The sequence below is a fragment of the Acrocarpospora macrocephala genome (assembly GCF_009687865.1).
Taxonomy (GTDB): Bacteria; Actinomycetota; Actinomycetes; order Streptosporangiales; family Streptosporangiaceae; genus Acrocarpospora; species Acrocarpospora macrocephala.
Window position 1 is genome coordinate 108,028 of the sequence record NZ_BLAE01000005.1, and the last position, 26,606, is coordinate 134,633.

Genomic DNA, 26,606 nt, shown 5'->3' on the forward strand with positions numbered 1-26,606 from the left:
GCTCGGCTACTCTCATCAGATCTAACCAAACGGTTGGATACATACGGTACGCAATCCCTTGCCCTCTTGCAACCAACCGGTTGGATATGGTGAGCGGGTGAGCATACGCAACGCAGACGCCACCCGGCAGCGCATTCTTGACGCCGCCCGCCACGAGTTCGCCCGCTATGGGGTCGCCGGCGCCAGGGTCAACCGGATCGCGGAAGCCGCGGAATGCAACAAACAGCTGCTATACGCCTACTACGGCGACAAGAACGCCCTGTACGCGGCGACCCGGGAAGAGGTCACCCGGCAGACGGCGAGCGGGGTCCCCTTCGACGCCGACGACCTGCCCGGCTACGCGGGGCGGCTGTTCGACCACCATCAGCGGCATCCGGAGAACCTGCGCCTGATCAGCTGGGCCCAGCTCGAAGGGCTCTCCACCGAGACCGTCTCCCCCGCGGGCTCCGAGTCGGTGTACCAGAAGATCGCCGCGATCCGGGCGGCCCAGGAACGCGGGACCGTCCGCGCCGACCGCTCCCCCGAGGAGATCCTCGCCCTGGTCCTCAAGCTCTCCGCACTCGGCAGCCCCGGCTCCCCCGAGTCGACCTATCCCGGCAAGACCCCTGCGGACTTCCGCAGGCTCGTCGTCTCCGCAGTCCACGAACTCGTCGCGACCGCCCAGGATCGGCAGAGCACCGTGTGATTCAGCTCGCGGGGCAGCGGGTGGTCGCCATCGGGCACGACCAAGACCACCCGCTGACGGCGGGTCGGTCCGGTCCTGCCGTCTCGGTAGGGCCGGACCGAGATCATCAGCCTGCGGCTTGCCGGAGCGGGTGCCAGGCCATGACTGCGACGAGCGCCGTCAGGGCTGTGGCGAGCCAGAACGGTGCTGTGAGCCCCAGCGTCTGGGCCAGTGCGCCGCCGACCAGCAGGCCGACCGCTGTTCCTGTCGCGTCGAACAGGGCGTAGACGCCGCCGACCCGGCCCCGCAGCCGATCGGGTACCGCCTCCTGCCGGCGAGTCGTCGCGATCACGCCCCACACCGTGGTGTGTGCTCCGAAGACCGTGATGATCGTGGCGGCCACCAGGGGCTGGTGGGTCGTCGCGAGCGTCAGGTGGGTCAGGACCTCGATGAGCAGCCCAGCCCGGAGTAGCCGTACTGCTCCGAAACGGGTCCAGAGTGGCCTGATGAGCACGTTGCCCAGGAGCCCGCCGACGGCGAAGGCCGTCAGCAGGAGGCCGTAGCCGATCTCCGACAGGCCCAGGCGCTGCTGGGAGTAGAGCACGAACACGGCGAACGCCGCGCTGAACCCGATGTTCGCGATCCCCATCGAGACCGCGAGTGTTCGAAGCAGGTCATGCCGCCACAGCCACGTCACGCCCTCCCGGATGTCGTGACCGATGGACGGATGGACCGCGCCCTGGGCCTGCCGGGCCGCGCCGGGCCTGATCGCGGCGATCAGCGCCGCCGCCACCAGGAAGGTGAGTGCGTCGAAACCTGAGGGCAGGGCGACGGCGACGACGAAGAGCCAGGCACCGAGTGGCTTGGCCACGAACTGGTTGCCGATCGTGAACGTCGCGTACAGGCGTGAATTGGCCGTCGCCAGCCGCTCCTCGGGCACCACGTCGGGGATGAGGGCTCCGGCGGCGGTGTCCGCCAGGGTCTCGCCTGTCGCCGACAGGAAGAACGCGGCGTACACCAGCGGAACCGAGGCATGGCCGGTCGAGACCAGCACCGCCAGCAGTCCGAGGACGAGGCCCCGGAACAGGTTGACGGCGATGATCAGCCGTCGCCGGTCGTACCGGTCGACGAAGGCCCCGCTGAGCACGGCGAACAGCACCCAGGGCAGGGTCTGGACGAAGGCCGCGCCGGCGATCAGTGAAGGATCGTCGGTGAGTGAGGCGACGAGCAGTGGCCCGGCCACCATCGTGACGCCGTCACCGAGGTTGGAGACGGCTGAGGCCGTCCAGAGTTTGACGAAATCCGTGCCAAGGGGCACGGGCTTGAGGGCACGCAAGAAGGCTCCTCGAGAGGAAACGGTCGGTGGCCGTATCCGCTTCGAGGCAAGGAGGACAGGCTCAGAGCGCGGCGGACTCCTGCATCGAAGCGCCAGCCGTGACCATGATGCGAAGCATGCGTACTCCCTCGTATCGCGCCGGACTACGGGATGAACGTAGCGGAACAGCGATCCATAGACCATTCGTCATAGCGGGCTTGCGTGATTCCGGACCGGGTGACCTGGCTCCTTCAGCGGGGAAGCGAAAAGGGCGTCAGTGGAGCGTCGGTACGGTTGTCGGCCTGCGTTCAGCGCAGGTCGACATCGACTCCGTCGTCGGTGAGGAGGTCGAGCAGGTCCTGCGTCGCCACGGCCAGACCGGCGTCGTCGACGGCGTAGATCGTTGCCTGCAGGTGGCGCCGCTGGGGAGATGTCCGCTCCAGCAGGGCCTGCAGAGGTGCCTCAGGACGGCAGCCGAGGAGGGTCACCGGCTGCCTCGGCGGGTACGGGCGCTCCCGGAAGACTCCGGTGGTGCGTCGGCACGTGCCCAGCGGTTCCTCCTGGGGACCGGTCAGCAGGAATGCTTGTGCGGCGGGCGGCTGCGCCGGTGGCCATCTGTCCTCTGGGAGGATGCGCAGATGCCCGCGCAGGTCGATGTCGACGAGCCCAGGTCCTGCTGCCGACGGGCGATGGCCGAGCGCTGTGACATCGAACAGTTCCTCCATGCATGAGCATCCGAGATCGTAGCGCTGGCAGCCCTTCGGCGGCGGCTGATGCGGATCATGCAACGGGGCTCAGGCCATCCTGACCGTTGGCCAGCAGCCGAGCCATCGGCGCCGAGACCACTCCCCGGCCCGCGCAGCGGGACGGGGAGTGAGGCCTAAGCCCTAGTGCCCGTGGCCATGCCCATGGCCGTGACCGTGGCCATGCCCATGCCCATGCCCGTGACCATGGCCGTGCCCGTGACCGTGCCCGTGACCATGGCCGTGACCGTGGCCGTGCCCGTGACCATGACCATGGCCGTGACCGTGGCCGTGCCCGTGACCGTGGCCGTTGTCGTGGCCGTGACCAGGCGGTGGCTTCAGCGGGGATTCCGCGTTCATCGATGTGACAGTTGAGGCGCCGATGGATGTCGTGTTCGCTGGAATCTGGCTGGCTGACGCTTCAGATACCTGGCCCATCACCAGAGTCGCGGCTCCGAAGAGTGCTGCGGCCAGCAGTGACAGTCGCTTACGCTCCATGAGCGTCTCCTCCTGGATTCGCCTGACGTTTGCGAATCCATCATTCACACGGGCGTCGAATGGCGTCCAGACAAGCCGGTACGGATTTAGCGGCAGACGGCCCAAGCTATATTTCCTCGTATACGCGCGCTTGCCACACGCTAATCCGGAATACCTTGCACCTGCGATTTCATGAATCGCGAAGGGGAAACCAAGCGCGCCGTACTCATGGAAGCGACCTGGGGATACCCCGCCATCGGCTGAATGCCTGGGCCCCCAAGGGTTCGCAGCCGCGTCAGCAAACCCCACATATTGGTAAGGACGGACGGGCGCGAAGTCTCATTTTGGCGCGGCGGAAGGCTGCTGAGTGCGAATCGCGGCTATGAGACCGGGGATGGCCGCTTCGATCTGCGCGCGTACGCGTTCGAAATCGGCGCGGTCGCCGTAGTAGGGGTCCGGCACGTCCAGGGAGTCCGCGCTGGGGTCGAACTCGCGGAGGAGGCGCACCTTCTCGCGTTGCGGTTCCGTACGGGCCATCGAGCGCAGGTCCCGGTGGTGTCCCCGGTCAAGCGCGATGATCAAGTCGTACCGGTCGAACCACAGCGGGCGGAACTGGCGCGCCGCGTGCGCCGAGGTGTACCCGGCCCGGCGGAGCGCCGCCACCGTACGGCGGTCGGCCGGATTGCCCGCATGCCACCCGTGCGTGCCCGAACTGTCCACCTCCACCTCCAGCCCTTCCTCCGCGAGCCACCGCCGGACGATGTGCTCGGCCATCGGGGAACGGCAGATGTTGCCCGTACACACGAATGTCACGCGAAAGACCATGTGATCCAGTGTGGAGGTGTCAGAGCGGTGGCGCGAACGGGCGGCCGGTGGCGACGAGGGTGTCCACCGCCTGGACCGCGGCGGCCAGGCGCTCCTCGTGCGGGCCCCTGACGACGAGGTGCGGCAGGCCGCGGTCGGCGAGTTCCGCGCGGAACCGCCGGTCCATGCCGTGGCGGATGTGCTCGCCGTCGCGCCAGCCGTCCTGCTCGAACGGCATGCCGTCCACGCTCGTATGGATCCACAGATCGTGGCGGGCCCGCTCGTCGACACCCACGACGTCCTGGCTCACCGTGCCGAGATAGCGCTCGTGCCACAGGGCCGTGCTGAGCGCGTCGGTGTCGCAGAACAGCAGCGGGGACCCCACCCGCGCGGCCGCGTCCTCCCACGCGAGCTGCCTCTCCGCGATCAGGCTGAACTCCTCCGGCGCCCACCGCAGGTCGTCCAGCCACGGCTCGGGCTCCCCCGCCGCCTTGGCCGACCGGCGGGCCAGGGCCAGCTTCTCCTCGCAGTACGTCCTGCCGTACTCGGGCACCCACCGGGTGGCGGCCCAGACGCCGCCGCGATCCGCGTAGTGCGCGGCCAGCGCGCGGGCGAGCGTGGTCGTGCCGGTCGACTCGGCGCCCACGACCACGACGCGCCAGGCGAGATACGCCCGCACGGGCGGGGCCAGCCAGGGCCAGGCGGCCACGGGATCCGCCCGCGCCAGGGTCCCGCTCACCGGGTGGCGCTCCCGCCCGGGGTCGACCGCCACGTGCTCGGCCGCGAACCTGCGGGCCAGTTCGGGGCCGTACGCCTCGGACGAGAACACGGCGTCGATCCCGGGGCCCGCCGCGCCGTGGGCCAGCGCCAGCGCGTGCCGGAACACCTCGACGTGCGCGGCCCAGATCTCCGGGTCGTCGTAGTCGACCTCGATGTCGTCGACCACCGGCGCGATCACCACGTGCGGCTGCGGATGCGCCTCCCGCAGCCATGCCGTACGCCAGGCCAGCGGGATGCTCTCCACGCTGGAGGCGGCCACGACCACCGTGACGAGCGCGCAGCGGTCGGCGGCGGTGTCGATGAGGTGGTGGTGACCGGCGTGGGGTGGATAGAACTTGCCGATGACGAGACCGTGCGCGAATCCGGTCATGAGGCGGGCACCGGGATCTGCCGGGATGCCAGATCGCGGTGCCAGGCGAGCAGCCCGGCGACGCACAACGCCAGGAAGATCACGTAAAGGGCGCTGGTGAGATAGAGCTCCTTGTACGCATAAAGCGGGATGTAGAGGAGATCAGCGGCGATCCACAGCCACCATGACTCCAGCAGCTTCCTGCACTGGCCGTACGTCGCCATCAGGGACAGCGCGGTCGTCAAAGCGTCCCACAACGGCACGACCGAGTCGGTCCACGTGGACAGCACGGCCGTGAGCAGCGCGGTGACGGCGACGCCGGCGAGGATGAGCCAGGTCCACTCGGCGCGACCGGTCCTGGTCACGGTGAGCGAGGTCCGCCCGGTCCCGCCGTACAGCCACTGCCACCACCCGTAGAGGCCGAGGGCGACGTAGACGATCTGCAGCGCGGCGTCCGCGTACAGGCCGGAGGTCAGGAACACGAGCCCGAGCAGGACGACGTTCGCCACCCCGATCGGCCAGTTCCAGACATGCTGGCGGACCACCAGCCAGACGGTGAGCACCCCCGTCGCGAACCCGAGCACCTCCGCCCAGCTCATCGGCACCCCGCCGAGGGTGATCGCGGGCTCCAGCAGGGGCCCCAGCACATCGGTCACCACGACCTCCATAATCGTCGGATTGACGATAACAGTCGGTGGCGATCAGTGGAATACTCACCGGCCGAGGTCAGCCGCCGGGCGTCAGCCGGTAGACCAGGCCGGCCTTGTCGTCGGTGAGGTAGATCGATCCGTCCGGTCCCGGCACGGCGGTCACCGAGCGGCCCCACCGGGAGCCGTTGGCGTCCTGGAACCCGGTGACCAGCTCCACCGGCACGCCGAGAGTGTTCGTCGCGCTGTCCCAGGCGCTGTAGGCGACATACGGCGGACGGGGCGGCTGCCGGTTCCAGGAGCCGTGCGCCGTGATCAGCGCCCCGTTCCGCAGCGGCTCCGGCAGCGTGGAGTCGTGGGTGAACGCGAGCCCGAGCGGGGCGCTGTGCGCGGGCAGGCCGACCATCGTCCTGCCGATGCTGCCGCAGTCCAGCGCCCGGCCGTCCGGGTTGTTGATCGGGTCGTTCACGTACGGCAGGTTCAGCAGGTCGCGGCTCCCACGGGTGTCGGGCACGCAGTACGGCCAGCCCAGGTCGGTGCCCGGCGTGACGCGCGAGACCTGCTCGACCGGGTTCTCGTTGATGTACGCCCGAACCGTCTGCCCATACTGCCCGGTATCGTCCCGGAACGGGTAGGGCTGGTTGTCGGCCTGGTTGACCGCCACGAAGAGTGTGCCGTCCGGGGCGAAGGACAGGCCGAAGCCGTTGCGGACTCCGGTGGCGATCGTGCGGTTGCCGGTCCCGTCCAGACCGACCCGCGCGACGGTGCCGCGTTCCGGGACGGAGGTACGGTCGACCGGGTCGCGGTTCGTGCCCGAGCCCACGTTGTAGTAAACGATCCCGTCCTGAACAGCCACCGCCTTGCTGCCGTGGCCGCCGCCGGGCAGCCCGTCGATGATCACGCGGCGGTTCGACACGGCGCCGTCGGCGTAGTCGAAGGCGACCAGCCGGGTCTTCTCACCGACGACGAGGATCGTCCGCCCGTCCTGCTGGGTGAACGCGAGCCCCTGCGGGTTGTCCAGGCCGTCCAGCAACGTCGCCACGGCCGGGGCCTGCCCCGCGGCGCCGGGCGTGAGGATCGACACGACCCTGCGGTCCCCGGTCGAGACGACCAGGCGCTTGTCCGGCGCCCACGCCGCCAGGCGCGCCCCCGGGACATTCGCCCACACCTCCGCGGTCCAGCCAGCCGGCAGGTTCAGCGAGCGGCCGCCCGCCGCGCCCGCGTCGACTCCGCCGGCGACCTCGAGCGGAACCGGGGCGAGCGGCCCGACTCCCCTTTGTCCGGTCGAGGAGAGCTCGGGCGAGGTGGAGGGTTTAGCAGGCGGCAATCCCGTCGCGCTGGCGTCCCCCTCGCTCGTGCAGGCGCTGAGCCCGATGAGCGCGATTGACAGGGCGGCGGCCGTACTGATCGTGCGGAGGCTTCGCGTGGGTGGCATGTGTCAACGCTACGGGTGACAATCTCGGGGAGGCAGGGTATGTGACTCCCCCTTTACGCAAGCCGCTACGGGCGGCGGCTCCGCAGGTGAGACGATGGAGACGTGCCCTTCCTCATCAAGCGGATCTACGACGAGGTGGATCCCCGTGACGGTTTCCGAGTTCTGGTCGACCGCCTGTGGCCGCGGGGAGTGTCCAAGGAGGAAGCCCATATCGACCTGTGGCTGAAGGAGGTGGCGCCGAGCACAGAACTGCGAACCTGGTTCGACCACCGAGCCGATCGTTTTACCGAGTTCTCCGATCGCTATGCCGCCGAGCTCGACAGCAACCCGGCAGTCGCCACGCTCCGGCAGCTCGGCCAAGCGCACCCGACGGTGACCCTGCTGTACAGCGCCAAGAACCCGCAGATCAATCAGGCCGTCGTACTGGCCGAATACCTGGCCGCGGACGACCATGAGACCCCAGGTGGCAATTAAGCCACTTACCGCCGCCCCAACGTTGTAGACGGCCAGCGCCGTTTCCGGGGCGTGGCGCGTGGCTCGCTCGATGTTCCCGCGCTGTTCGTCGCGGCGACGAACAGCGCGGCGATAGTGATCGGCATGCCCGCTCTTGAGCTCAGCCGCCGCCACCTGCTCGGCGGCGCGGCCGCCGTCGCCGGCGCGACCCTCCTGCCCTCCCTCAGCAGCAGTCCCGCCGCGGCCCACGCCGGGCAGACGGCTGACCCGTTCCTGCTCGGCGTCGCCAGCGGTGATCCGCTACCGAATCAGGTCGTGCTGTGGACGCGCCTGGTCCGCGACCTCGCCGGCGCCGCGTTCTCGTCCCGACCGGTGCCCGTGAGCTGGCAGGTGGCCCGCGACGAGCGGTTCCGCCGCCCGGTCCGCTCCGGCGTCGCCCTGGCCGGCCCTGAACTCGCCCATTCGGTCCATGTCGACGTGACAGGGCTGGAGCCGGGTCGCGAGTACTTCTACCGATTCAAGGCCCTGGGCGACATCAGCCCCGTTGGCCGTACCAAGACGGCGGCGGACCGGTGGACCGATCTGTCCCGGCTGCGGCTGGGCATCGTCAACTGCCAGGACTTCCAGAACGGGTACTGGCCCGCGTACTGGGGCCTGGCCGAGGAGGACCTCGACGTGGTCTTCCACCTCGGCGACTACATCTACGAGTACGACCCGCGCAGCCGCTTCCCCGACCGCGCCCACACGACGCCGGAGACACCGGGGCTCGACCAGCTGAGCACGCTCAACGACTACCGGCAGCGGCACGCGCAGTACAAGTCGGATCCGGCGTTGCGCGCCGCCCACGCCTCCTTCCCGTGGGTGGTCACGTGGGACGACCACGAGACCGAGAACAACTACGCGACCTTGACCGATGAGATCGACGACACCGGCCCGGCCAAGCAGACACCCGAGCAGTTCGCCGCGCAGCGCGCCAGCGCCTACCAGGCGTACTACGAGCACATGCCCATCCGGGCCGATTTACGCCCGGGCAGCGCCGACCTGCGTATCTTCCGGCGCTTCGACTTCGGCCGGCTGGTCCGCTTCAACGTGCTCGACACGCGGCAGTACCGTACGGACCAGCCCGGCGGCTTCCCCACCGACTTCGGCCCGCCGACGGCCGGCACGGGGAACACCGCCGGCACGCTGACCGGCGAGGCGCAGGAACGCTGGCTCGCCGACGGGCTGCTCCGCTCGCACGCGCGCTGGAATGTGGTCGCCCAGCAGGTCATGATGGCCCGCACGCTGTTCCCCAACCCCACCGGCCAGCAGCCGCCGGTGCTGGCGAACCTGGACCAGTGGGACGGCTACGCCCCCCAGCGCACCCGCCTGCTGCAGCTGCTGGCGGACGCCAGGATCTCCAACCCGGTGGTCCTCGCCGGTGACATCCATTCGACCTGGCTGAGCGAGCTGAAGGTGGACTTCGACCGGCCCGAATCGCCCTCGGTAGCCGTGGAGCTGGTCGCCACGTCGATCAGCTCGGACTTTCCGGTGGCCTTCGACGCCCCCATCAAGGCCGCCAATCCGGTCTTCAACCCGCATGTCCGGTACTTCGACGGCCTCAAGCGGGGCTATCTGCGGTGCGATGTGCGGCGCCACGCCTGGCGCACCGACGTACGCGTCGTGGACACCATCGAGGTTCGCCAGGCGCCGGTCAGCACCAGCGTCTCGTACACGGTGGAGAACGGGAGGTCCACCCTGATTCCCGGCTGAGCTTTCCCGGCGGAAAATCGTTCGCTCCTTCCGTACGCCCTGGTGCACCATGGCCACGGCGGGCCGGTATTCAGGGGGCGAATGGCTATGGTCGGATCACTTGACTCCCCGGGAGACAAACCGTCGGCCCGGAGGTCGGCCGTCCTGCTGGCGCTGCGGTACTACAACCGGGAACTGCGCCAGCAGTGGCGGGTCGCGGCACCCGCGCTGATCTTTCCGGCGCTGGGGAACATCTGCCTGTTCTACCTGGCGCCGCTGGCGGTGGGCGCGCTCGTGGGGCATCTGGCCGGTGGCGGGGACGGCACCGTCGGGGTGCTCATGCCGTACGTGCTGGTCTTCGGCGCGCTGCTGCTCATCGGCGAGGCACTCTGGCGGGTGGGCCTGCACTTCCTGAACCGCACCGACGCCCGGGGCATCGAGCGGCTCGGCGTGGTGGGCATGGACGAGTTGCTGGCCAAGGACGCCGCGTTCTTCCACGACAACTTCGCCGGTTCGCTGACCAAGCGGGTGCTGAGCTTCTCCAGCGGGTTCGAGGAGTTCGCCGACACGCTCACGTTCTCGATCATGGCCAAGGTGGTGCCGCTGGCGTTCGCCTCGGTGGTGCTCTGGCAGTACCACCCGCTGCTGGTCTTCGTGCTCGTGGGCCTCATCATCGTCACCGGGTTCCTCGTCGCCCCGCTCATCCGCCGCCGCCAGGCGCTGGTGGACGAGCGTGAGGCCGCCAAGGTACGCGTGTCCGGGCACGTCGCCGACGTACTGGCCAACATGGAGACGGTCCGCGCGTTCGCCGCCGAGGACCGCGAGGCCGTCGAGCACCGGGCCAGGCTCGCCGAGCAGCGCCGCCTGTCGCTGCGCTCCTGGGACTACGGCAACCTCCGGGTGGACACCGTCGTCGCCCCGATGTCGATCCTCACCAGCACCATCGGCCTGCTCCTGGCCGTGGCTCTGCGGGGTGGCCTGGGCGTGGAGGCGATCGTGGTGACGTTCACCTACTACACGAACACGACCGGCTTCATGTTCGAGTTCAACCAGATCTACCGTCGCATGGAGAGCGTGCTGACCGAGGCCGCCCAGTTCACCGAGCTCCTCCTCACCCCGCCGGACGTGACCGACCCCGACAACCCGCAGCCGCTGCGCCCCGCCGACGCCGGCGTCCGCTTCGAGCGGGTGACGTTCGCGCACGCCGGCAACCCGCTCCTGTTCGACCACCTGGACCTGGACATCCCCGCCGGCACCAAGATCGGCCTGGTCGGCCGGTCCGGCGGGGGCAAGACCACCCTCACCCGGCTGCTGCTCCGCCTCATGGACATCGACGGCGGCCGGATCCTGATCGGCGGCCAGGACATCACCCGGCTCCGCCAGACCGACCTGCGCAGCCTGATCGCGTACGTCCCCCAGGAACCCGCCATGTTCCACCGGTCGCTGCGCGACAACATCGCCTTCGCCCGGCCCGGCGCCTCCGACGCCGACATCCACCGGGCCGCCCACGCCGCCCACGTCACCGAGTTCGCCGAAGCCCTGCCCATCGGCTTCGACACCCTGGTCGGCGAACGCGGCGTCAAACTCTCCGGCGGCCAGCGCCAGCGCGTCGCCCTGGCCCGCGCCATCCTCCGCGACGCCCCCATCCTCCTGCTCGACGAGGCCACCAGCGCCCTGGACTCCGAAAGCGAAATCCTCGTCCAGGAAGCCCTCTGGCACCTCATGCGCGACCGCACCGCCCTCGTGGTCGCCCACCGCCTGAGCACCGTCGTCCGCATGGACCGCCTGGTCGTCCTCGACCACGGCCACATCGTCGAACAGGGCACCCACAACGAACTCCTCCAGTCCCAGGGCCCGTACGCCCGCCTCTGGCACCACCAATCCGGCGGCTTCCTCGTCGAACAGGACACCCCAGACGCCGTCCACCGCTGACGACACCAGCGGCGACATGCGGCGGCGATGGCCGTGTAGGCACCGCCCAGGTGAACATCCACGACTTCGGTCCATTCCTCCTCGGACATCCGGCCGAACGTGCGATCTCCTACGTGACCGGCGTTCACCACGAGCGCGTCGGTTCGCTCATTGCGCCGTGCGGCGCCGTCCTGTCACGGTCGCGCTGACACAGGAACGTCCGGAGTCGTCTGATCCCGTCACCTGGATCACGCCGAACGACCGGCCGATATGTATCGGCTGACCGATCATGGATATGGCTGCGCCGGGTACGGGGGGCCGCAGGTACGAAACATGAACATGAGCCGTCCGAAGATCCCCGCCTCGCGCGAACGCCTCCGCAGCCGCGACCTCGGCCATGCTCGCCCAGACGCCGCCGTGGAGCACGCCGTACCCGTTGTACCAACGCGCGGGATCCCGGAGTTCGACGCGGGTGCGCTGGTCGTCCGTGCTGATCCGCACGCCCAGGTGCTCGGCGAAGTTCACGGCTCCGGGCGGAGGGCCGTCGGTCGGCACGACAAGCTCTGCGGCGACGCGGGAATCACCGGCCGGCACGTACTGGGTCCAGGCGGCGCCCACCGCGATGAGGGTGCCGAAGTCGTCGGCCACTTCGCATTGGGCGAATCCTCCTGTCGCCTCCGCCCTCGGGACCCAGGAGGTGGCGTGCAATGTCGCCGTGTTCCACGGTGGTGGAACGATGATGTCGCACGCCAGCTCGGTGGTCAGCGACCAGTGGCCCGCCGGTCTCGCGGTGTAAATGGTTTCGCCCAAGGCGTGGTCGAGGAGCACGGCCAGCGCGCCCGCCTGCTGGCGCCCATGGGAGCCGTCCATCCAGGGACCGGTCCTCATCACCGATCGCAGAAACCTGCCATCAACCCGGCAACCGACGACGCCGAAGCGTCTCTCCACCACACCCAAGTCACAGGTGGGCGGCGCGTCTCCCAACAGCTCTCCGCCGATGCCGGGCGTCATAGCGCCACCCCTACCTGTTTGCGACAGCTGCATCGTGCTCCTCGACGAGTATCACCGGCGGGATCGCTACTTCTTCTTGATCTTGCGGTAGGCGTCGTTGATGCGGGCCACGACGTCGGGGTGCCAGATCACTTCCCGATAGGCCAGGGTTTCGTAGGTGAGCGCGCTGTTGGGGTCGAGAGCTGGGGACGTCCGTGCCATCTCCTTGTTGTTCACCGCCGATTTGACGGTGGTCTGCGCGATGGAGGCGGCGAGGGCGCTCGCGTGACCGACTACCTCACCTTCGGGTGCCAGCCGATCGATGAGGCCGATCCTCAGGGCCTCCTTCGCGTCTATCCGTTCGCCGGAGAACGTCAGCACCTTCGCCTGGCTGAGGCCGACGATCCGCCAAAGGGGCGAGAAATAGGGGGTGAGCCCGAACTTGACCTGCGGGTATCCGAAGATCGCGTTCTCGCTGCCGATCCGGATGTCGGCGAAGACCGCGATATCGCATCCGCCGCCGAGCGCGGGACCGCCGACGGCGGCGATGGTCGGCTTCCGGTAGTCCAACAGTGTGCCGTACGCCCGAAGGCACGCTTCGGAGTAGATCGCGCGGGTTTCCTCGGTGAATCCCGATTGCAGGTCCAGATCCAGACCCGCACAGAAGATGTCTTCACCGCCGGTCAGCACCACCGCGGCGACCTCGTCGTCGTAGGCCCACGCGTCCAGCTGGTCGCTCAGGTCCGTCATCAGCTCCACGCTCAGGGCGTTGCGGCGGTCGAGCCGGTCGAAGATGATCGTCCCGACGCCACCCTTGACGGTGGATTTGATGTTCTGAAATTCCGTCATGCTGAAGTTCGCTCTTCTCGTTGAAATCGGCTCTACGACACGATGTCGTCGAGGTTGGCCAGCCGGTGCTTCTGGATCTTTCCGGCCGCGCTCCGCGGAATCTCGGCGACCACATGCCAGCGCGTGGGAATCTTCTGCTTGGCCAGCTTCTCCGCCTCGAGGTGCGTGATCAGCGGTTCCGGCCCGCGCCACTCGGCCCCGGGCCTGAGGACGAGCCAGGCCCCGACGGCCTCCCCCAGCCGCTCGTCCGGGACAGCGGTGACCGCCACCGCCTCGACATCGGGATGCGACGCGATGGCGAGCTCGATGTCCATCGCCGAGAACTTCTCCCCGCCGCGGTTGATGATGTCCTTGCTGCGGCCGGTCATCCGCACCCAACCCTGGGTGTCGACCCGGCCCACGTCGCCCGGATAGAACCAGCCGTCCTCGTCGATCTGCGCCTTGGTCAGCTGGGGATCGGTGTATCCGGACAGCAGCTGCGGCCCTCTGATCCGCAGCTCGCCGTCGGTTCCCAGCGGCAGCGGCTGCCGGAATTCGTCCACGGCCTGGATTTCCATGCCCCGCAGGAGTCGGCCGTCCCATTCCCGGCGCCGGGCCAGCGGGTCACCGGACGAGGCGATGGCGCAGACTCCGGCCGTTTCCGTCATGCCATAAGCGCGCACTACGGTGACGCCCACCTCAGCGGCACGGTCGACGAGGGGGGCAGGGATCGCGGCACCGGCGCAGGCGTAGGTCGGCAGACGATGGCTGCGCGACAGACCTCGCTCGTAGCGGTCCACCAGATCGGAGACGAACACGGTGGCGCCCATCATCAGGGACACCCGCTCCTGCTCGATGAGCGACAGTGCTTCGTCGGGTTGCCAGCCGCGCGTGATCACCGACCTTCCGCCGAGGAAGGCCGGAAACACCACTCCGGCCACGAAGCCACCGAGGTGAGACAGCGGGGTCGCGGCCAGGGTCACCGTCTGCTCGCCGGCGCCGAGGGCCTCCTGGAAGTTACGCATGTGCGCCAACAGCGCCTGGCTGGACAGGAGCGCGCCCTTGGGCGCGGAGGTCGTCCCCGAGGTGTAGAGCAGCAGCGCCGGTTCCTCCGCCGCCAGCGGCTCAGGCAGCTCGACGTCGTCCTCGGCCTCTTCGGCCGGAACCTGCTCCCAGTCGTCCCGGTGCCCGCCGACGACATAGCGCACCGCGGGTGCCAACCCCAGTTCGGCGAGCAGGTTGTCGAACTCTTCGACTGGCCGCCGGCTGCCGAGCTCGGCCGCCGCGGCGATCACCGCCGGCCGGCAGTCGGCCAGGATGCGGCGCATCTCGTGCTCACGGTAGATCGGCACGACGGGCACGTCGACCGCGCCGATGCGGAACGCCGCGACCTGGAGGACCAGTGCCTCAAGGCAGTTGGGTAGCTGCACGAGGACGCGGTCGTGCCGGCGGACACCGCGACGGACCAGGTCGGCGGCCACCGTCCTGGTCCAGCCGTCGAACTCCCGGTACGTGATGCGACGCCCCTCAAAGCAGAACAGCTCCTTGTCCGGATACCGCCTGGCCCGGGAGGGCAGCAGAGCACCGATCCGGTCTTCGGTCCACAGACCGATCGCCCGGTAGCCCGCATGCCGGTATTCCGTAGCCAAGTTCGACACCGTCGTCATCGATGTGCTCCCTTCCGGGTGCGCCTGGTCCCCGCGTGTAGCCGCGAGGACCTGCGGCGAATTTATCTAGTTAATACTCACTAAACGAAGAGATGGCTGTTGTTCGAGACCGATGACGGGCAATGGGCACGTCACGATCGGGGCCGGAGGCGCTCGGTCGCCTTGCTCCGTCCGGATCGCAGCGCTTCGAGTCCTTCGCCGAGCCGCCTGGTGAACAGCCCGCGCTGGACCAGGTCGGCGGTCACGCGCAGTTCGTAGGCCGTGGCGCCGATGTGGTCCATGTTGCCGGACCGCAACGCGACCTCCTTGAGCACGGTCGTCAGTTCGGTGCCGGCCTCGGCGATGTGCCGGGCGAGGCGAAGGCCGCTCTCCCGTACGGTGCCGACCGGTACGACCTCATCGACAAGGCCGGCCCGGTGGGCTTCCCGCGCGTCGATCGGGTCGCCGGTGAACAGCATCCGGCGTGCCCGTTGCGCGCCTACTTTGCGCAGCATGCCGTGGTAGAAGCCGTTCATGGCGTATTTGACCTGCGTGGACCCGAAGGCCGCGTTTTCGGAGGCGACCGTGATGTCGCACATGTTCGCCAGGTCCATGCCGTAGCCAGGTGCCATGCCGGCGACCGCCGCGACCGTGGGCTTGCGATAGTCGTAGATCGTCACCATGAGCTTGCACGCCAGGTCGACGAAGCGGGTGAGCTCCTCGCCGGATATCCGGTCGAGCACGTCGAGTGCCCAGCCCGAGCAGAAGTAATCCTCGTTGCCTACGAACAGGACGGCGGCCACACGGTCGTTCTCGGCCCAGTCCTGCAGGGCGGCGATGATCTCGTGGTGCAGGTCCCAGCCGAGGGCATTGCGCTTTTCCGGATGGTTGAGCTGAATGACGCCGACGCCGTCTTCGACGGAGGTGATCAGGTACTTGTACTCGGCCATCGAGTGGTGATCCTTTCTGGCTCTTGGACGCGATGAGAATTCACCGGGTGAAGCCTGGTCTCAGCCGGCGATCTCCGACGGTTGCTCCGTGGCTGTCGCATCACGGGTGACGTCCGCATTGAGGACGGCGTGAAGGAAAGTCTCGAGCTCGGCCTCGACGTGTGGCCGGGCGTGCAGGTGGCCGACGCGGACGACGTCGTTGACGATGCCGCGGGCCGCGTACACGAGCGCGTGGCTCTCGGTCACGCTCAAATCGGGCCGCCGTAGCCGTAGCGCGGCTGACCATTCCTCGACGTTCGCGGCCAGCTCGGCGCCGATCCGGCGACCGTCCTCCTGCGGCAGGTTGATCGCTTCGGTCACGTAGACGCCGAAGAGATGTCGCTGCTGGACGCCGACGCGGATGTAGCCACGCACCAGTTCGTCGAGGGACGTGTCTCCCCGCTGGGGCGCGAGCCGGTGCGCCGCCTGGGTGAAGGCCGTCACGAGCAGCTCGGACTTCGTCGCGAAGTGGTGGTAGATGCTCGGGCCGGACAACCCGATCGCCGCCCCGATGTCATCCAGGCTGACCCCCGCGTAGCCACGCTCATGGAACAGCGCGATCGCCGTTTCCAGCAGCTCCTCGGTACGGGACAGCGTGACTTGAGGCCGGTGCGGCGCAGCCGGGGGCCCGGTGCGCGGGCCCGCTGGCGGCAACTCCGTGCGGGCCGCCGCGGCTGCCGCGGCGGCGAGGACGCGAAGGTACTCGGCGCGCGGGAGGCGCACACCGCTGACCGAAGCACTTGCCATGGTCGCCAGCACCGCGGTGACGAGCAGCTTCAGCCGGCCACGGTCGGCATCGGGGCGGGCCTGCCGCAGGCGTGCCGACAACCGGGAGACGAACTCGCCGAACCGGGCCTCGACCCTCGCGCGTTCCGCACCGCCGAGGTGCCGCATCTCCCGTTGCAGCAGGACCCAGAGGTCGCGCCTGTCGAGGGCGGCGCCCGCCAGCCTGAACAGGAGGTCGTCCAGCGACTCCGCGGCCGCGGCGAACGCGGCGTCCACCACGTCGAGCGCGCCATCGATGGCACCGGCGAGCAGCGCGTTCTTGTTCCGGAAGTGCCGGTAGACGGCCGGCGCGGTGACGCCGACCTCCGCCGCCACGTCGGCCAGCGCGACCGCGTGGTAGCCGTACCGATAGAAGCGCCGCGCCGCCGTCTCCGCCAGCTGCCGTCTGCGCTGCCCGGCGCCGAGGCGAGCAGCGCCGGCGCGATGACCGTTCCGTGTCGTCGTTGCCACAACCCAGCCTCTCCTCGCCGTGCCGCGCGCCGGCGCGATCGAGCGCCATTCTTGCCTAGTGAATATTCACTAAGCTACCGTCTGCGTCAATAGCCGCACCCGTCAGTCCGGGGAAGGAAGCACCGCGATGTCTCACTCACCGTCGGTACCGGAAGCGTTCATCTACGACGCCATCCGCACTCCGCGTGGCCGGGGGAAGAGCTCCGGGTCCTTGCACACCATCAAGCCCGTCACCCTCGTCGTCGGCCTGATCGACGAGCTACGCGCCCGGCACCCCGATCTCGACCCCGCCGCGATCGACGACCTCGTCCTGGGCATCGTTTCGCCGGTCGGCGACCAGGGTTCGGTCCTCCCCCGTACGGCCGCCCTCGCAGCCGGCCTGCCCGACACCGTGTCGGGGCTGCAGCTCAACCGGTTCTGCGGGTCCGGTCTGGAAGCGGTGAACACGGCCGCGCAGAAGGTTCGGTCGGGATGGGATCGGCTCGTGATAGCGGGTGGCGTGGAGTCGATGTCGCGGATACCGCTCGGGTCCGATGGCGGCGCCTGGATGAACGACCCGGAGACGAACTTCGCGACGTCCTTCATTCCGCAGGGAGTGAGCGCTGACCTGATCGCCACGATCGAGGGCTTCACCCGTGAAACCGTCGACTCCTACGCGGAGCGCTCGCAGCGGCTCGCCGCGGCCGCGTGGTCCGGTGGGCATTTCACGAAGTCCGTCGTCCCGGTGCGCGACCGCAACGGCGTCACCGTCCTGGACCATGACGAGCACATGCGGCCGGACACGACGCTCGAGTCGCTGGCCACGCTCAAGCCGTCGTTCGCCAAGATCGGCGAGGCCGGTTTCGACGCGGTGGCGCTCCAGCGCTACCACTGGGTCGAGCGGATCGAGCACGTGCATCACGCCGGCAACTCGTCGGGCATCGTCGACGGCGCGGCTCTCGTGCTGATCGGCGACGAGCGCATCGGCCAGCAGCACGGCCTGACCCCCCGCGGCCGAGTCGTCGCCACCGCCACCTCCGGGGCCGACTCGACGATCATGCTGACCGGTCCCATCCCGGCCACCCGCAAGCTGCTCGGCCACACCGGCCTCACGGTGAATGACATCGATCTGTTCGAGATCAACGAGGCATTCGCGGCGGTCCCCCTGAAATACGCCAAGGATCTCGGCATTCCGCTGGAGAAGATCAACGTCAACGGCGGCGCCATCGCGATGGGCCATCCGTTGGGCGCGACCGGGGCCATGCTCGTCGGCACCATGCTCGACGAACTCGAGCGCCGGCAGGCCCGCCGCGCGCTCGTCACCTTGTGCATCGGCGGCGGTATGGGCGTCGCCACCCTCATCGAACGTCTGTGACGCCGCATCCACCGATTTCTTGGAGCCACCGATGACGAACTACGACCACCCGATGTTCCACTGGGAACGGGACGCCGACGGCATTGTCACCGTGACGATGGACGACCCGGACCAGTCGGCCAACACCATGAACGACCGGTTCCGCAGCGAACTACCGATCCTCGTCGATCACCTGCACGCGGAGCGTGACTCCATCACCGGCGTGATCGTCGCCTCGGCGAAGAAGACGTTCTTCGCCGGTGGCGACCTCGGGATGATGATGCGCGCCACGGCGGACCAGCTCGTGGACGTCACCGCCATGCTCGACGGAGTCAAGGCCGCCCTACGGCGCCTGGAGACCCTCGGCAGGCCGGTCGTCGCGGCCCTCAACGGTGCCGCGCTGGGCGGCGGCTACGAGATCGCCCTGGCCTGCCACCACCGGATAGCGCTTGATCAGCCCCATGTCAGTGTCGGTCTTCCCGAGGTGACGCTGGGCCTGTTGCCCGGTGGCGGCGGGACCACCCGCACGGTCCGTATGTTCGGTCTGCGGACCGCCCTGCAGGAGATCCTGCTCACCGGGACGAAGTTCCGTCCGAGGGCCGCTTTGGAGAAGGGGCTGGTCGACGAACTGGTCGCCGATCCGGGACAGCTCGCGACGGCCGCCCGGGAGTGGATCGTGGCCAATCCAGAGCCGGCGCAGCCTTGGGACCGACCTGGTCATCGGATCCCCGGCGGCACTCCGGCCGACTCGGCACTGGCCGCCGTCCTGCCGTCTCTGCCCGCGGTGCTGCGCAAGCAGACCCACGGATCGCCGGCTCCCGCCGCTCACAACCTGCTCTCAGCCTCGGTCGAAGGCGCCCAGGTGGACTTCGACAACGCCCTGACCATCGAATCGCGGTACTGCGCGGAACTGATCTGCGGCCAGATCTCGGCGAACATCATCAAGTCGATGTTCTTCGACGTGCAGGCGATCAACCGGGGCGCCGGCCGCCCCGCGGGCCACCCGCCGCATCAGGCCCGGAAGCTGGTAGTTCTCGGCGCCGGCATGATGGGCGCCGGGATCGCCTACGTCAGCGCCAAGGCCGGTCTCGAGGTCGTGCTCAAGGACGTGTCTCTGGAGGCGGCTGAGCGTGGCAAGAGCTACAGCGCGAAGATCCTGGACAAGGCGGTTCAGCGGGGAACCATCACGCCCGCACGACGTGAGGAGGTCCTGGCCCGGATCCACCCGACCATCGACCCGGCCGACGCCGCAGGCGCGGACCTGCTCATCGAGGCCGTCTTCGAAGACCCCGAACTGAAGAAAAGGGTCACCGCCGAAACGGCCGTTCACCTCACCCCGGATGCCGTGCTCGCCTCCAATACCTCGACCTTGCCCATCACCGGCCTCGCGGAGGGGATGTCCAGGCCCGAGGACTTCATCGGGCTGCACTTCTTCTCCCCTGTGGACAAGATGGCGCTGCTGGAGATCGTGGTCGGCGAGAAGACCAGCGACGCCACCGTGGCGAAGGCGATCGACATCGCGCGGCAGATCGGCAAGACCCCCATCGTGGTCAACGACAGCCGGGGCTTTTTCACCAGCCGCGTCATCCTGGAGTTCGTCAACGAAGCCGTGGCGCTGCTCGGCGAGGGAGTGCCGGCCGCATCGATCGAGCAAGCGGCGATCCAGGCGGGATATCCCGTCGGCGCCCTCGCCCTCGTGGACGAGTTGACGCTGACCCTGCTCCGTGAGATCCGCGAGCAGAGCATCGCCGTCGCGGCCGGGATCAGCCGGCCGACGCATCCGGCCGCGGCGGTGGCCGACCGGATGATCGACGAGTTCGGACGCCGGGGACGTGCGGCCGGGGCCGGGTTCTACGACTACGTCGATGGACGCAAGGCGGGTCTCTGGCCAGGCCTGAAGGACGCCTTCGGCGGCACCGACACGGCGGTGCCGCTGATCGACATGCAGGAGCGCATGCTGTTCGCCGAAGCGCTCGACGCGATTCGCTGCCTGGACGAAGGAGTCCTCCGATCGGTCGCCGACGCCAACGTCGGTTCGATCCTCGGCATCGGCTTCCCCGCCTGGACCGGCGGGGTCCTGCAGTACGTCAACCAGTACGACGGCGGCCTGCCCGGGTTCGTGGCCAGGGCACAGGAACTGACGCAACGCTACGGCGACCGGTTCGCGCCGCCGGAATCGCTCGTCCGCAAAGCGGAGAACGGGGAGGACTACCGATGACCATCAACGACCAAACGCGCCCGCTGGCCGGTCGCACGATCCTGATGTCCGGCGGCAGCCGCGGCATCGGCCTCGCCATCGCGACCCGGGCAGCCCGCGACGGGGCGAACGTCGTGCTGCTGGCCAAAACCGATAAGCCCGACCCCCGGTTGCCCGGCACGGTGCACACCGCCGTCGCCGAGATCGAGGCCGCCGGCGGCAACGGTCTCGCGGTGGTCGGTGACGTCCGCCGCGAGGAGGACGTCACCGCGGCGGTGGATCGGGCCGTGGCCGCCTTCGGCGGGATCGACATCGTGGTGAACAACGCTTCGGCGATCGCCCTGGCCCCGATCGGCAAGCTGCCACTCAAGCGCTACGACCTGATGCTCGACATCAACGCCCGCGGCACCCTCGCCCTGATCAGTGCGGCGCTGCCCCACCTCTACGAATCCGACAACCCGCACGTTCTCACCCTTTCGCCGCCGCTGAACCCGGATCCGGTGTGGCTGTACCGGCACGCGCCCTACACGATCAGCAAGTACGCCATGACCATGCTGACGCTCGGGCTGGCCGGGCAGCACCACCCGCGGCCGCTGGCCGCGAACTGCCTGTGGCCGCGCACGACGATCGCCACTGCGGCGGTGCGGAACATCGTCGGCGGCGACGCGGCGATGGCCGTGTCCCGCCGCCCCGAGATCATGGCCGACGCCGCGCACGCGATCCTCTCCCGCAAGGCCACCGACCGTACCGGCCAGTGCCTCATCGACGACGACGTGCTGCGCGGCGAGGGGGTCATCGACTTCAGCGTCTATCGCTACGGCGACGCCGCCGAAACCGATCTCAAGATCGATCTGTTCCTGCCCGGAGGCGAGCATGCCTGAGGCCACCCGCACGGCGTACGAGGAGGAGCACGAGCTGTTCCGGCAGGCCGTGCGGTCCTTCATCAAGACCGAGGTCGCCCCGTACGACGAGGAGTGGGAGCAGCGCGGAATCGTCGACCGGTCATTGTTCCGTAAAGCCGGGGAAGCCGGTCTGCTGCTGTTCGCGACACCGGAGGCCTACGGCGGAGCCGGGATCGACGACTGGCGGTTCAACGCGGTCGTGAACGAGGAGTTCGGCCGGTCCGGCTACGCGTCCGCGGGTCTCGGGCTCGCCCTGCAGAACGACGTGGTCGGGCCGTACATCCTCGACTTGACCAGCGACGAGCAGAAGGCTCGCTGGTTGCCCGGCATGACTTCGGGCGAGCTGATCGGCGCGATCGCGATGACCGAGCCGGGTACCGGCAGCGACCTGTCCGCCATCGCGACCCGCGCGGTCCGCGACGGCGACCACTACGTCCTGAACGGCTCGAAGACCTTCACCTCCAACGGGCAGAACGCCGACCTCGTCGTGGTGGCCGCCCGCACCTCCGAGGAGAGGCATCGCGGCCTGAGCTTGTTCGTCGTCGAGCGGGGCATGGAAGGCTTCGCACGAGGACGGAATCTGGAGAAGCTGGGCCTGCACGGCCAGGACACCAGCGAACTGCACTTCACCGACGTGCGCGTCCCTGTCGCCAACCGGCTCGGTGCGGACGGGCAGGGCTTCTTCCAGCTCATGCGCAACCTGCCGCAGGAACGCCTCTCCCTGGCGGTCACCGGGGTCTCCGCCGCGGAAGGTGTGCTGGCCCGCACGATGGAATACGTCACCGAACGCCGCGCCTTCGGCCAGCCGATCGGTACCTTCCAGCACAACCGGTTCCTGCTGGCCGAACTGCACACCGAAGTGGATATCGCGCGGGTCTTCGTGGACCACTGCGTGGCCCTGCACGCAGGCGGGCAGCTGACTCCCGCCCAGGCGGCCAAGGCGAAGTGGTGGTGCACCGAACTGCAGGTCCGGGTGGCCGACCGTTGCCTGCAACTGCACGGCGGATACGGCTACATGCGCGAGTACCCGGTCAGCCGGGCCTTCGCCGACGCCCGCGTCCAGACCATCTACGGCGGCACGACCGAGATCATGAAAGAGATCATCGGCCGGGACCTCGGTCTTTGAGCGGCGGCATGAGCACACCAGTGACGCTCGAGGTCAGCGACGACATCGCGCTGATCGGCCTGTCCCGGCCCGGCAACGGCAACGCCATCGATCTGCCGATGGCGCGGGGACTCCGGGACGCGGTGACCGAGGTCGGCTCGATGCCCACCGTGGGCGCGGTGGTCCTGTTCGGACGCGGCGAGCAGTTCTGCGTCGGCGGCGACCTTCAGGTGTTCGCCACCGCGGCGGCGCCCGGCCAGTTCCTCGCGGAACTCGCCGGCACCGCGCACGAGGCCGTGCTCGGGCTTCGCTCGCTTCCCATCCCAGTGATCAGTGCCGTTCACGGCGCCTGCGCCGGTGGCGGGATCGGCTTCGCCCTCGCCGCGGACCTGGTGCTGGCCGAGCGCACCGCCCGCTTCGTGGTCGCGTACACCGCCGCTGGTCTGTCTCCCGACTGCGGGGTGTCCTGGACCCTGACGAAAGTGCTCGGCCCGGCCCGCGCCAACGACCTGATCCTGACCAACCGGCGGCTCGACGGCACCGAAGCGGAGCGGCTGGGATTGGTCAGCCGCGTCGTGGAGCCCGGCACCGTGTACGAGGAAGCGCTGCGGCTGGCGCGTTCGCTCGCCGAGGGCCCCCGCCGCGCGCTGGCACACTCCGCTCAACTGGTACGCGAGGCCGGAGCCGCCCCGTTGACGGAGCATCTCCAGCGCGAAGCGGAGTCCATCGCTTCCCTGATCGAGACACCGGACGGTTCGGAGGGCATCGCCGCCTTCCTCCAGAAGCGGCGGCCCGACTTCACCAGCACCCGATTGAGGAATTGAGGCACCATGAACCACAGCGAGGCCACCGATGCCGCGTTCCTGCGCCGATTCGCCACCGACTGGCTGGTGGCCTGGAACTCACACGACACCGAGCAGGTCCTGGCCCTGCTCCACCTGGACATCGTCTGGGAGGACACCGTCTTCTGGACCGACGTCATTCACGGCCGGGAAGCGCTCCGGGAGTACGTCGAACGAATCTGGAAAGCGATGCCGGACGTCCGGTTCGACGAGGTGCAACTGTTCACCGCGCCGGAGGATGGCCGGGCGGTCGTCCTGTTCCGCCAGGAAGGCAGCGGGCCGCCCCAGCTCGACCCCACCCGCAGGTTCGAGACCTACGGCTGCGACATCTTTCTCGAGTTCACCGATGGGCTGCTGTCCCGTTACCTGGCGCAGTACGAGATCACGGAGATGATGCGCCAGCTCGGGGCCCTGCCCCCGCGCGACGGGAAGATCGGCGGCGCGTACCTTCTCGCACTGCTGGGTGGGGACCGGACGGCGCACTCCACCGGGTCGCGCTGAGGACGTGAATCACGCGGTTCGCCGGACGGAGGCCATCTGCTGGGCACCGTCCGGCGGAACGTTCACCCGTCGGCGGCCAGGGCGGCGTGGACGAGAACCCGCAGCTCCTCCGGCAGGCCCGGACGGGCATGAAGGCGGCCGATCCGTACGACATCATGGACGATACTGCGCCCGGCCTGCACCAGGACCAGCTGCTCTGCCTCCGTCAACTCCGGGCGTTCGCGGCCGAGCGCCTGGCACCACGCCTGGACATCGGCCTGCAGACCTGCCCTGATCCGTCGACCCGCTTCGGCAGGCAGATCGACCGCGTCCAGCACGTAGACGCCGAGGAGCAGTCGTTCCCGCACTCCGAGGTCGACGTACACGCGAATGAGGTCGTCAAGGCTCGGCGGCTCAACGCCGGAACCCCGATGCGAGGCCAACCACTCCGTCGCCCTGGTGACCGCCGCGACAAGAAGGTCAGCCTTTGTAGCGAAGTGGTAGTAGATGCTCGGCCCGGTGATCCCGACTTCGGCGCCGATGTCATCGAGACTGACCGCCGCGTAACCCCGCTCGTGGAACAACCGCACGGACGTCCTGAGCAGTTCCTCACTTCGGGACGGCGCGGAGGACCCCACCGGGATCGCCTGTTCGGAGACGGCATTCCCCTGCGCGTGACTGTTGGCGACGGGCGAGGGCAACGACACACGGCACACGGCTTCCGCGGCGGTGGCGAGCAGGCGCTGCTGCTCGTCCGCTGGGAGTTTGAGCCCGTAGGACGAGGGGCTCGCGAGGACGGCAAAGGCCGCGGTGACAAGGAGGCGGACGTCCACCATGTCGACATCCGGGCGCAGCCGTCGCACCGCGGTGCTGAAGCGGTCGACGAACGCCGAGAAGCGCTCCTCGATCGGCGCTCGCTGCGCCGGGTCGAGGTGGCGCAACTCGCGCTGGAGAAGGGCCCACAGGTCACGCCGCTTGACGGCAACGGCCGCCAGAGGCGTCAGCAACTCGTGCAGCGGCGCTGAGCCGGCATCGGCGGAAGCGGCGTCCACGACGTCGAGGGCACTGCCTATCGCGGCCGCGAGCAACTCCTGCTTGCTCCGATAGTGCCGGTAGATGGCCGGTGCGGTGAGGCCGACAGACGTCGCCACCTCCGCCATCGAAACTTTGTGGAACCCGAGGCGGTGAAAGTGCCGCGCGGCGGACTCCGCCAGCTGGCGCCTACGCTCCTCCGTGCTCAACCGCGTGCGCCTGACGGTAGTCCCCGTACCGGCTCGGGCCATGAGCTTCCCTTCAAGGTCGGTCGTGGCCGACCGCGCCGCCCACTCTCCCGATCCTACCGATGGCCCTTACCCCGGATTTGTCAGTGTCCAGCACCTCACCTCCTGCTCGGGGCCATGGCCAGGCCGTCCCCAGACGCCGTCCACCGCTGACGACACCAGCAGCGATTGCGGTGATCGGTGAGTTCTTGCCGATCTAAGCTGGTGTCATGACGCGCCACAGGCTCCGGTCGATCACGGTCGAGGGATACACCTCGATCCGCGCGGCCCAGGTGAGCCTGCGCGGCCTCAACGTTCTGGTCGGCGCCAACGGCGCGGGCAAGAGCAACTTCATCTCCGCCCTCGCCCTGCTGGGCCGCATCGTCGACGGAGAGCTCAACCTCTTCGTCGGCCAGGCAGGCGGCGCATCCGCCCTGCTCCACGACGGCCCCAAGGGTGACGCGCGGATCGTTTTGCGACTGGACTTCGAGCCGAACGGGTACGAGGCAACCCTCATACCCGCCGCCGGGGATGAACTAATCTTCGGGGACGAACGCATCCGGTTCCACGGCGAAGGCCACGCCACGCCGTTCGACGCCTCACTTGGCAGAGGACACCGGGAAACCCGCCTGCTGGACGAGATCGGCCAGCGCGGCTCGTCCTCCGTCGCCGGGCACGTGGTGGACATGCTGCGCGGCTGCCGGGTCTTCCACTTCCACGACACCGGCCCCAGCGCCCCCGTCAAACAGACCGGATTCGCCTCCGACAACATCGCCCTCCGCCCCGACGCCGGAAACCTGGCCGCCGTCCTACTCCGCCTGCGGCAGAGCGACACCACCTCCTACCGCCGGATCGTGCGCACCATCCGGCACGTCGCCCCCTTCTTCCGAGACTTCGTGCTCGTCGAAGAGAACAGCCGGCTGCGGCTGCGCTGGCAGCAGGAAGGCTCCGACGTCGTCTTCCCCGCCGACGCGCTCTCGGACGGCACCTTGCGATTCATCTGCCTGACCACCCTGCTGAGCGTGCCCGCCCTGCCCAACCTGGTCGTGCTGGACGAACCAGAACTCGGCTTGCACCCCTACGCCATCGTCCAGCTGGCCGACATGCTGCGCGCCGCCAGCCACGACAGCCAGGTCCTCATCGCCACCCAGTCGGTCACGCTGATGAACCAGTTCGAACTCAACGACCTCATCGTCGTCGAACGCTCCAGCGGCTCCTCGATCTTCGACCGACCCGACCCCGAACGGCTGCGGAACTGGCTGGCGGACTGGACTACCACGGGCTCCCCGCCGACGTTCCCGGGATGTCGACACGCCCGCCCGGCTCACCACGCAACCGGGTAATTCACGTCGAGCGAGCCCGCGCGGTGTTGATCCTTTCCTGCCACGAGGATGAGCGTGATCCGCTGATGGCTGCAGTGCTACCCGATCCCGATGGCGTGCTTCGCGCACGATGGACGCCCTGATGCCCTCGCCCAAACGGGTGCGCCG

Annotated in this window: 24 protein-coding genes; 11 read left to right on the forward strand and 13 right to left on the reverse strand. The window is 68.8% G+C overall.

Going from position 1 to position 26,606, the window contains the following annotated elements; all coding sequences use genetic code 11:
- The first annotated feature begins 97 nt into the window (after positions 1–97).
- A complete protein-coding gene (locus Amac_RS03480; protein ID WP_170322289.1) occupies positions 98–685 on the forward strand; it encodes a TetR/AcrR family transcriptional regulator in 588 nt (195 codons plus the stop codon).
- Positions 686–791: 106 nt separating this feature from the next.
- Here Amac_RS03480 and Amac_RS03485 read toward each other — a convergent pair whose 3' ends face one another.
- From Amac_RS03485 to Amac_RS03515, 7 genes are all read right to left on the reverse strand, one after another.
- Positions 792–2,000 (reverse strand): MFS transporter, encoded by a 1,209-nt coding sequence (locus Amac_RS03485; RefSeq protein ID WP_155352828.1) that lies wholly within the window; start codon positions 1,998–2,000, stop codon positions 792–794.
- A gap of 287 nt (positions 2,001–2,287) precedes the next feature.
- The gene (locus tag Amac_RS03490; RefSeq protein ID WP_155352829.1) at positions 2,288–2,704 is read right to left on the reverse strand and encodes a hypothetical protein; all 417 of its coding nucleotides are present in this window, start codon (positions 2,702–2,704) and stop codon (positions 2,288–2,290) included.
- Positions 2,705–2,859: 155 nt separating this feature from the next.
- Positions 2,860–2,997 carry a hypothetical protein gene (locus tag Amac_RS03495; RefSeq protein WP_155352830.1) on the reverse strand — a complete coding sequence of 46 codons (138 nt, stop codon included), beginning with the start codon at positions 2,995–2,997 and terminating at the stop codon, positions 2,860–2,862.
- Between the two features lie 541 nt (positions 2,998–3,538).
- On the reverse strand, positions 3,539–4,012 hold the full coding sequence (locus tag Amac_RS03500; protein ID WP_246268061.1) for a low molecular weight protein-tyrosine-phosphatase: 474 nt from the start codon (positions 4,010–4,012) through the stop codon (positions 3,539–3,541).
- A gap of 31 nt (positions 4,013–4,043) precedes the next feature.
- Positions 4,044–5,153 (reverse strand): AAA family ATPase, encoded by a 1,110-nt coding sequence (locus Amac_RS03505; protein WP_155352832.1) that lies wholly within the window; start codon positions 5,151–5,153, stop codon positions 4,044–4,046.
- The gene (gene pnuC / locus Amac_RS03510; RefSeq protein WP_246268062.1) at positions 5,150–5,788 is read right to left on the reverse strand and encodes a nicotinamide riboside transporter PnuC; all 639 of its coding nucleotides are present in this window, start codon (positions 5,786–5,788) and stop codon (positions 5,150–5,152) included. The genes Amac_RS03505 and pnuC overlap by 4 nt, the downstream gene beginning before the upstream one ends.
- 70 nt (positions 5,789–5,858) lie before the next feature.
- A complete protein-coding gene (locus tag Amac_RS03515) occupies positions 5,859–7,214 on the reverse strand; it encodes a PQQ-dependent sugar dehydrogenase (RefSeq protein WP_218040862.1) in 1,356 nt (451 codons plus the stop codon).
- Positions 7,215–7,316: 102 nt separating this feature from the next.
- Between Amac_RS03515 and Amac_RS03520 the strand changes: the two genes are divergently transcribed.
- From Amac_RS03520 to Amac_RS03530, 3 genes are all read left to right on the forward strand, one after another.
- On the forward strand, positions 7,317–7,688 hold the full coding sequence (locus Amac_RS03520) for a DUF488 domain-containing protein (RefSeq protein ID WP_155352834.1): 372 nt from the start codon (positions 7,317–7,319) through the stop codon (positions 7,686–7,688).
- Between the two features lie 51 nt (positions 7,689–7,739).
- Positions 7,740–9,419 (forward strand): alkaline phosphatase D family protein, encoded by a 1,680-nt coding sequence (locus Amac_RS03525; protein ID WP_218040863.1) that lies wholly within the window; start codon positions 7,740–7,742, stop codon positions 9,417–9,419.
- Positions 9,420–9,506: 87 nt separating this feature from the next.
- Positions 9,507–11,330, forward strand: a complete 1,824-nt coding sequence (locus Amac_RS03530) for an ABC transporter ATP-binding protein (protein WP_155352835.1) — start codon at positions 9,507–9,509, stop codon at positions 11,328–11,330.
- 147 nt (positions 11,331–11,477) lie between these two features.
- Here the strand turns inward: Amac_RS03530 and Amac_RS03535 are convergent, their stop codons facing one another.
- The 5 genes from Amac_RS03535 to Amac_RS03555 form a co-directional block, all read right to left on the reverse strand.
- On the reverse strand, positions 11,478–12,179 hold the full coding sequence (locus Amac_RS03535) for a PaaI family thioesterase (protein ID WP_170322290.1): 702 nt from the start codon (positions 12,177–12,179) through the stop codon (positions 11,478–11,480).
- 207 nt (positions 12,180–12,386) lie between these two features.
- Positions 12,387–13,148, reverse strand: a complete 762-nt coding sequence (locus Amac_RS03540) for an enoyl-CoA hydratase/isomerase family protein (RefSeq protein ID WP_155352837.1) — start codon at positions 13,146–13,148, stop codon at positions 12,387–12,389.
- Between the two features lie 32 nt (positions 13,149–13,180).
- Positions 13,181–14,794 (reverse strand): class I adenylate-forming enzyme family protein, encoded by a 1,614-nt coding sequence (locus Amac_RS03545; RefSeq protein WP_155352838.1) that lies wholly within the window; start codon positions 14,792–14,794, stop codon positions 13,181–13,183.
- A gap of 131 nt (positions 14,795–14,925) precedes the next feature.
- On the reverse strand, positions 14,926–15,723 hold the full coding sequence (locus tag Amac_RS03550) for an enoyl-CoA hydratase/isomerase family protein (protein WP_155352839.1): 798 nt from the start codon (positions 15,721–15,723) through the stop codon (positions 14,926–14,928).
- 60 nt (positions 15,724–15,783) lie between these two features.
- On the reverse strand, positions 15,784–16,998 hold the full coding sequence (locus Amac_RS03555; protein WP_155352840.1) for a TetR/AcrR family transcriptional regulator: 1,215 nt from the start codon (positions 16,996–16,998) through the stop codon (positions 15,784–15,786).
- 127 nt (positions 16,999–17,125) lie between these two features.
- On the opposite strand from Amac_RS03555, the gene Amac_RS03560 reads away from it, so the two are divergent.
- Genes Amac_RS03560 through Amac_RS03585 form a run of 6 tightly spaced genes read left to right on the forward strand, consistent with a single transcriptional unit; the run spans position 17,126 to position 23,878 of the window.
- The gene (locus Amac_RS03560) at positions 17,126–18,352 is read left to right on the forward strand and encodes an acetyl-CoA C-acetyltransferase (protein ID WP_155352841.1); all 1,227 of its coding nucleotides are present in this window, start codon (positions 17,126–17,128) and stop codon (positions 18,350–18,352) included.
- Between the two features lie 31 nt (positions 18,353–18,383).
- A complete protein-coding gene (locus tag Amac_RS03565) occupies positions 18,384–20,549 on the forward strand; it encodes a 3-hydroxyacyl-CoA dehydrogenase NAD-binding domain-containing protein (protein WP_155352842.1) in 2,166 nt (721 codons plus the stop codon).
- Positions 20,546–21,409 carry an SDR family oxidoreductase gene (locus tag Amac_RS03570; protein ID WP_155352843.1) on the forward strand — a complete coding sequence of 288 codons (864 nt, stop codon included), beginning with the start codon at positions 20,546–20,548 and terminating at the stop codon, positions 21,407–21,409. The genes Amac_RS03565 and Amac_RS03570 overlap by 4 nt, the downstream gene beginning before the upstream one ends.
- A complete protein-coding gene (locus Amac_RS03575) occupies positions 21,402–22,556 on the forward strand; it encodes an acyl-CoA dehydrogenase family protein (protein ID WP_155352844.1) in 1,155 nt (384 codons plus the stop codon). The genes Amac_RS03570 and Amac_RS03575 overlap by 8 nt, the downstream gene beginning before the upstream one ends.
- Before the next feature lie 8 nt (positions 22,557–22,564).
- Positions 22,565–23,359: an enoyl-CoA hydratase/isomerase family protein gene (locus Amac_RS03580; protein ID WP_155352845.1), complete on the forward strand. Its 795-nt coding sequence runs from the start codon at positions 22,565–22,567 to the stop codon at positions 23,357–23,359.
- A 6-nt stretch (positions 23,360–23,365) separates the two neighbouring features.
- The gene (locus Amac_RS03585) at positions 23,366–23,878 is read left to right on the forward strand and encodes an ester cyclase (protein WP_155352846.1); all 513 of its coding nucleotides are present in this window, start codon (positions 23,366–23,368) and stop codon (positions 23,876–23,878) included.
- Positions 23,879–23,940: 62 nt separating this feature from the next.
- Here the strand turns inward: Amac_RS03585 and Amac_RS03590 are convergent, their stop codons facing one another.
- A complete protein-coding gene (locus tag Amac_RS03590) occupies positions 23,941–25,140 on the reverse strand; it encodes a TetR/AcrR family transcriptional regulator (protein ID WP_155352847.1) in 1,200 nt (399 codons plus the stop codon).
- A gap of 206 nt (positions 25,141–25,346) precedes the next feature.
- Here Amac_RS03590 and Amac_RS03595 point away from each other — a divergent pair, with 206 nt between their 5' ends.
- Positions 25,347–26,459 carry an AAA family ATPase gene (locus Amac_RS03595; RefSeq protein ID WP_155352848.1) on the forward strand — a complete coding sequence of 371 codons (1,113 nt, stop codon included), beginning with the start codon at positions 25,347–25,349 and terminating at the stop codon, positions 26,457–26,459.
- Positions 26,460–26,606: the final 147 nt, after the last annotated feature.

Coding starts and splice junctions, on each gene's coding strand:
- Amac_RS03490 (WP_155352829.1), bottom strand. CDS start 2,704: ATGGAGGAACTGTTCGATGTCACAGCGCTCGGCCATCGCCCGTCGGCA.
- Amac_RS03495 (WP_155352830.1), bottom strand. CDS start 2,997: ATGGTCATGGTCACGGGCACGGCCACGGTCACGGCCATGGTCACGGGC.
- Amac_RS03505 (WP_155352832.1), bottom strand. CDS start 5,153: ATGACCGGATTCGCGCACGGTCTCGTCATCGGCAAGTTCTATCCACCC.
- Amac_RS03515 (WP_218040862.1), bottom strand. CDS start 7,214: ATGCCACCCACGCGAAGCCTCCGCACGATCAGTACGGCCGCCGCCCTG.
- Amac_RS03530 (WP_155352835.1), top strand. CDS start 9,507: ATGGTCGGATCACTTGACTCCCCGGGAGACAAACCGTCGGCCCGGAGG.
- Amac_RS03535 (WP_170322290.1), bottom strand. CDS start 12,179: ATGGACGGCTCCCATGGGCGCCAGCAGGCGGGCGCGCTGGCCGTGCTC.
- Amac_RS03540 (WP_155352837.1), bottom strand. CDS start 13,148: ATGACGGAATTTCAGAACATCAAATCCACCGTCAAGGGTGGCGTCGGG.
- Amac_RS03545 (WP_155352838.1), bottom strand. CDS start 14,794: ATGACGACGGTGTCGAACTTGGCTACGGAATACCGGCATGCGGGCTAC.
- Amac_RS03550 (WP_155352839.1), bottom strand. CDS start 15,723: ATGGCCGAGTACAAGTACCTGATCACCTCCGTCGAAGACGGCGTCGGC.
- Amac_RS03560 (WP_155352841.1), top strand. CDS start 17,126: ATGTCTCACTCACCGTCGGTACCGGAAGCGTTCATCTACGACGCCATC.
- Amac_RS03565 (WP_155352842.1), top strand. CDS start 18,384: ATGACGAACTACGACCACCCGATGTTCCACTGGGAACGGGACGCCGAC.
- Amac_RS03570 (WP_155352843.1), top strand. CDS start 20,546: ATGACCATCAACGACCAAACGCGCCCGCTGGCCGGTCGCACGATCCTG.
- Amac_RS03575 (WP_155352844.1), top strand. CDS start 21,402: ATGCCTGAGGCCACCCGCACGGCGTACGAGGAGGAGCACGAGCTGTTC.
- Amac_RS03580 (WP_155352845.1), top strand. CDS start 22,565: ATGAGCACACCAGTGACGCTCGAGGTCAGCGACGACATCGCGCTGATC.
- Amac_RS03585 (WP_155352846.1), top strand. CDS start 23,366: ATGAACCACAGCGAGGCCACCGATGCCGCGTTCCTGCGCCGATTCGCC.
- Amac_RS03590 (WP_155352847.1), bottom strand. CDS start 25,140: ATGGCCCGAGCCGGTACGGGGACTACCGTCAGGCGCACGCGGTTGAGC.
- Amac_RS03595 (WP_155352848.1), top strand. CDS start 25,347: ATGACGCGCCACAGGCTCCGGTCGATCACGGTCGAGGGATACACCTCG.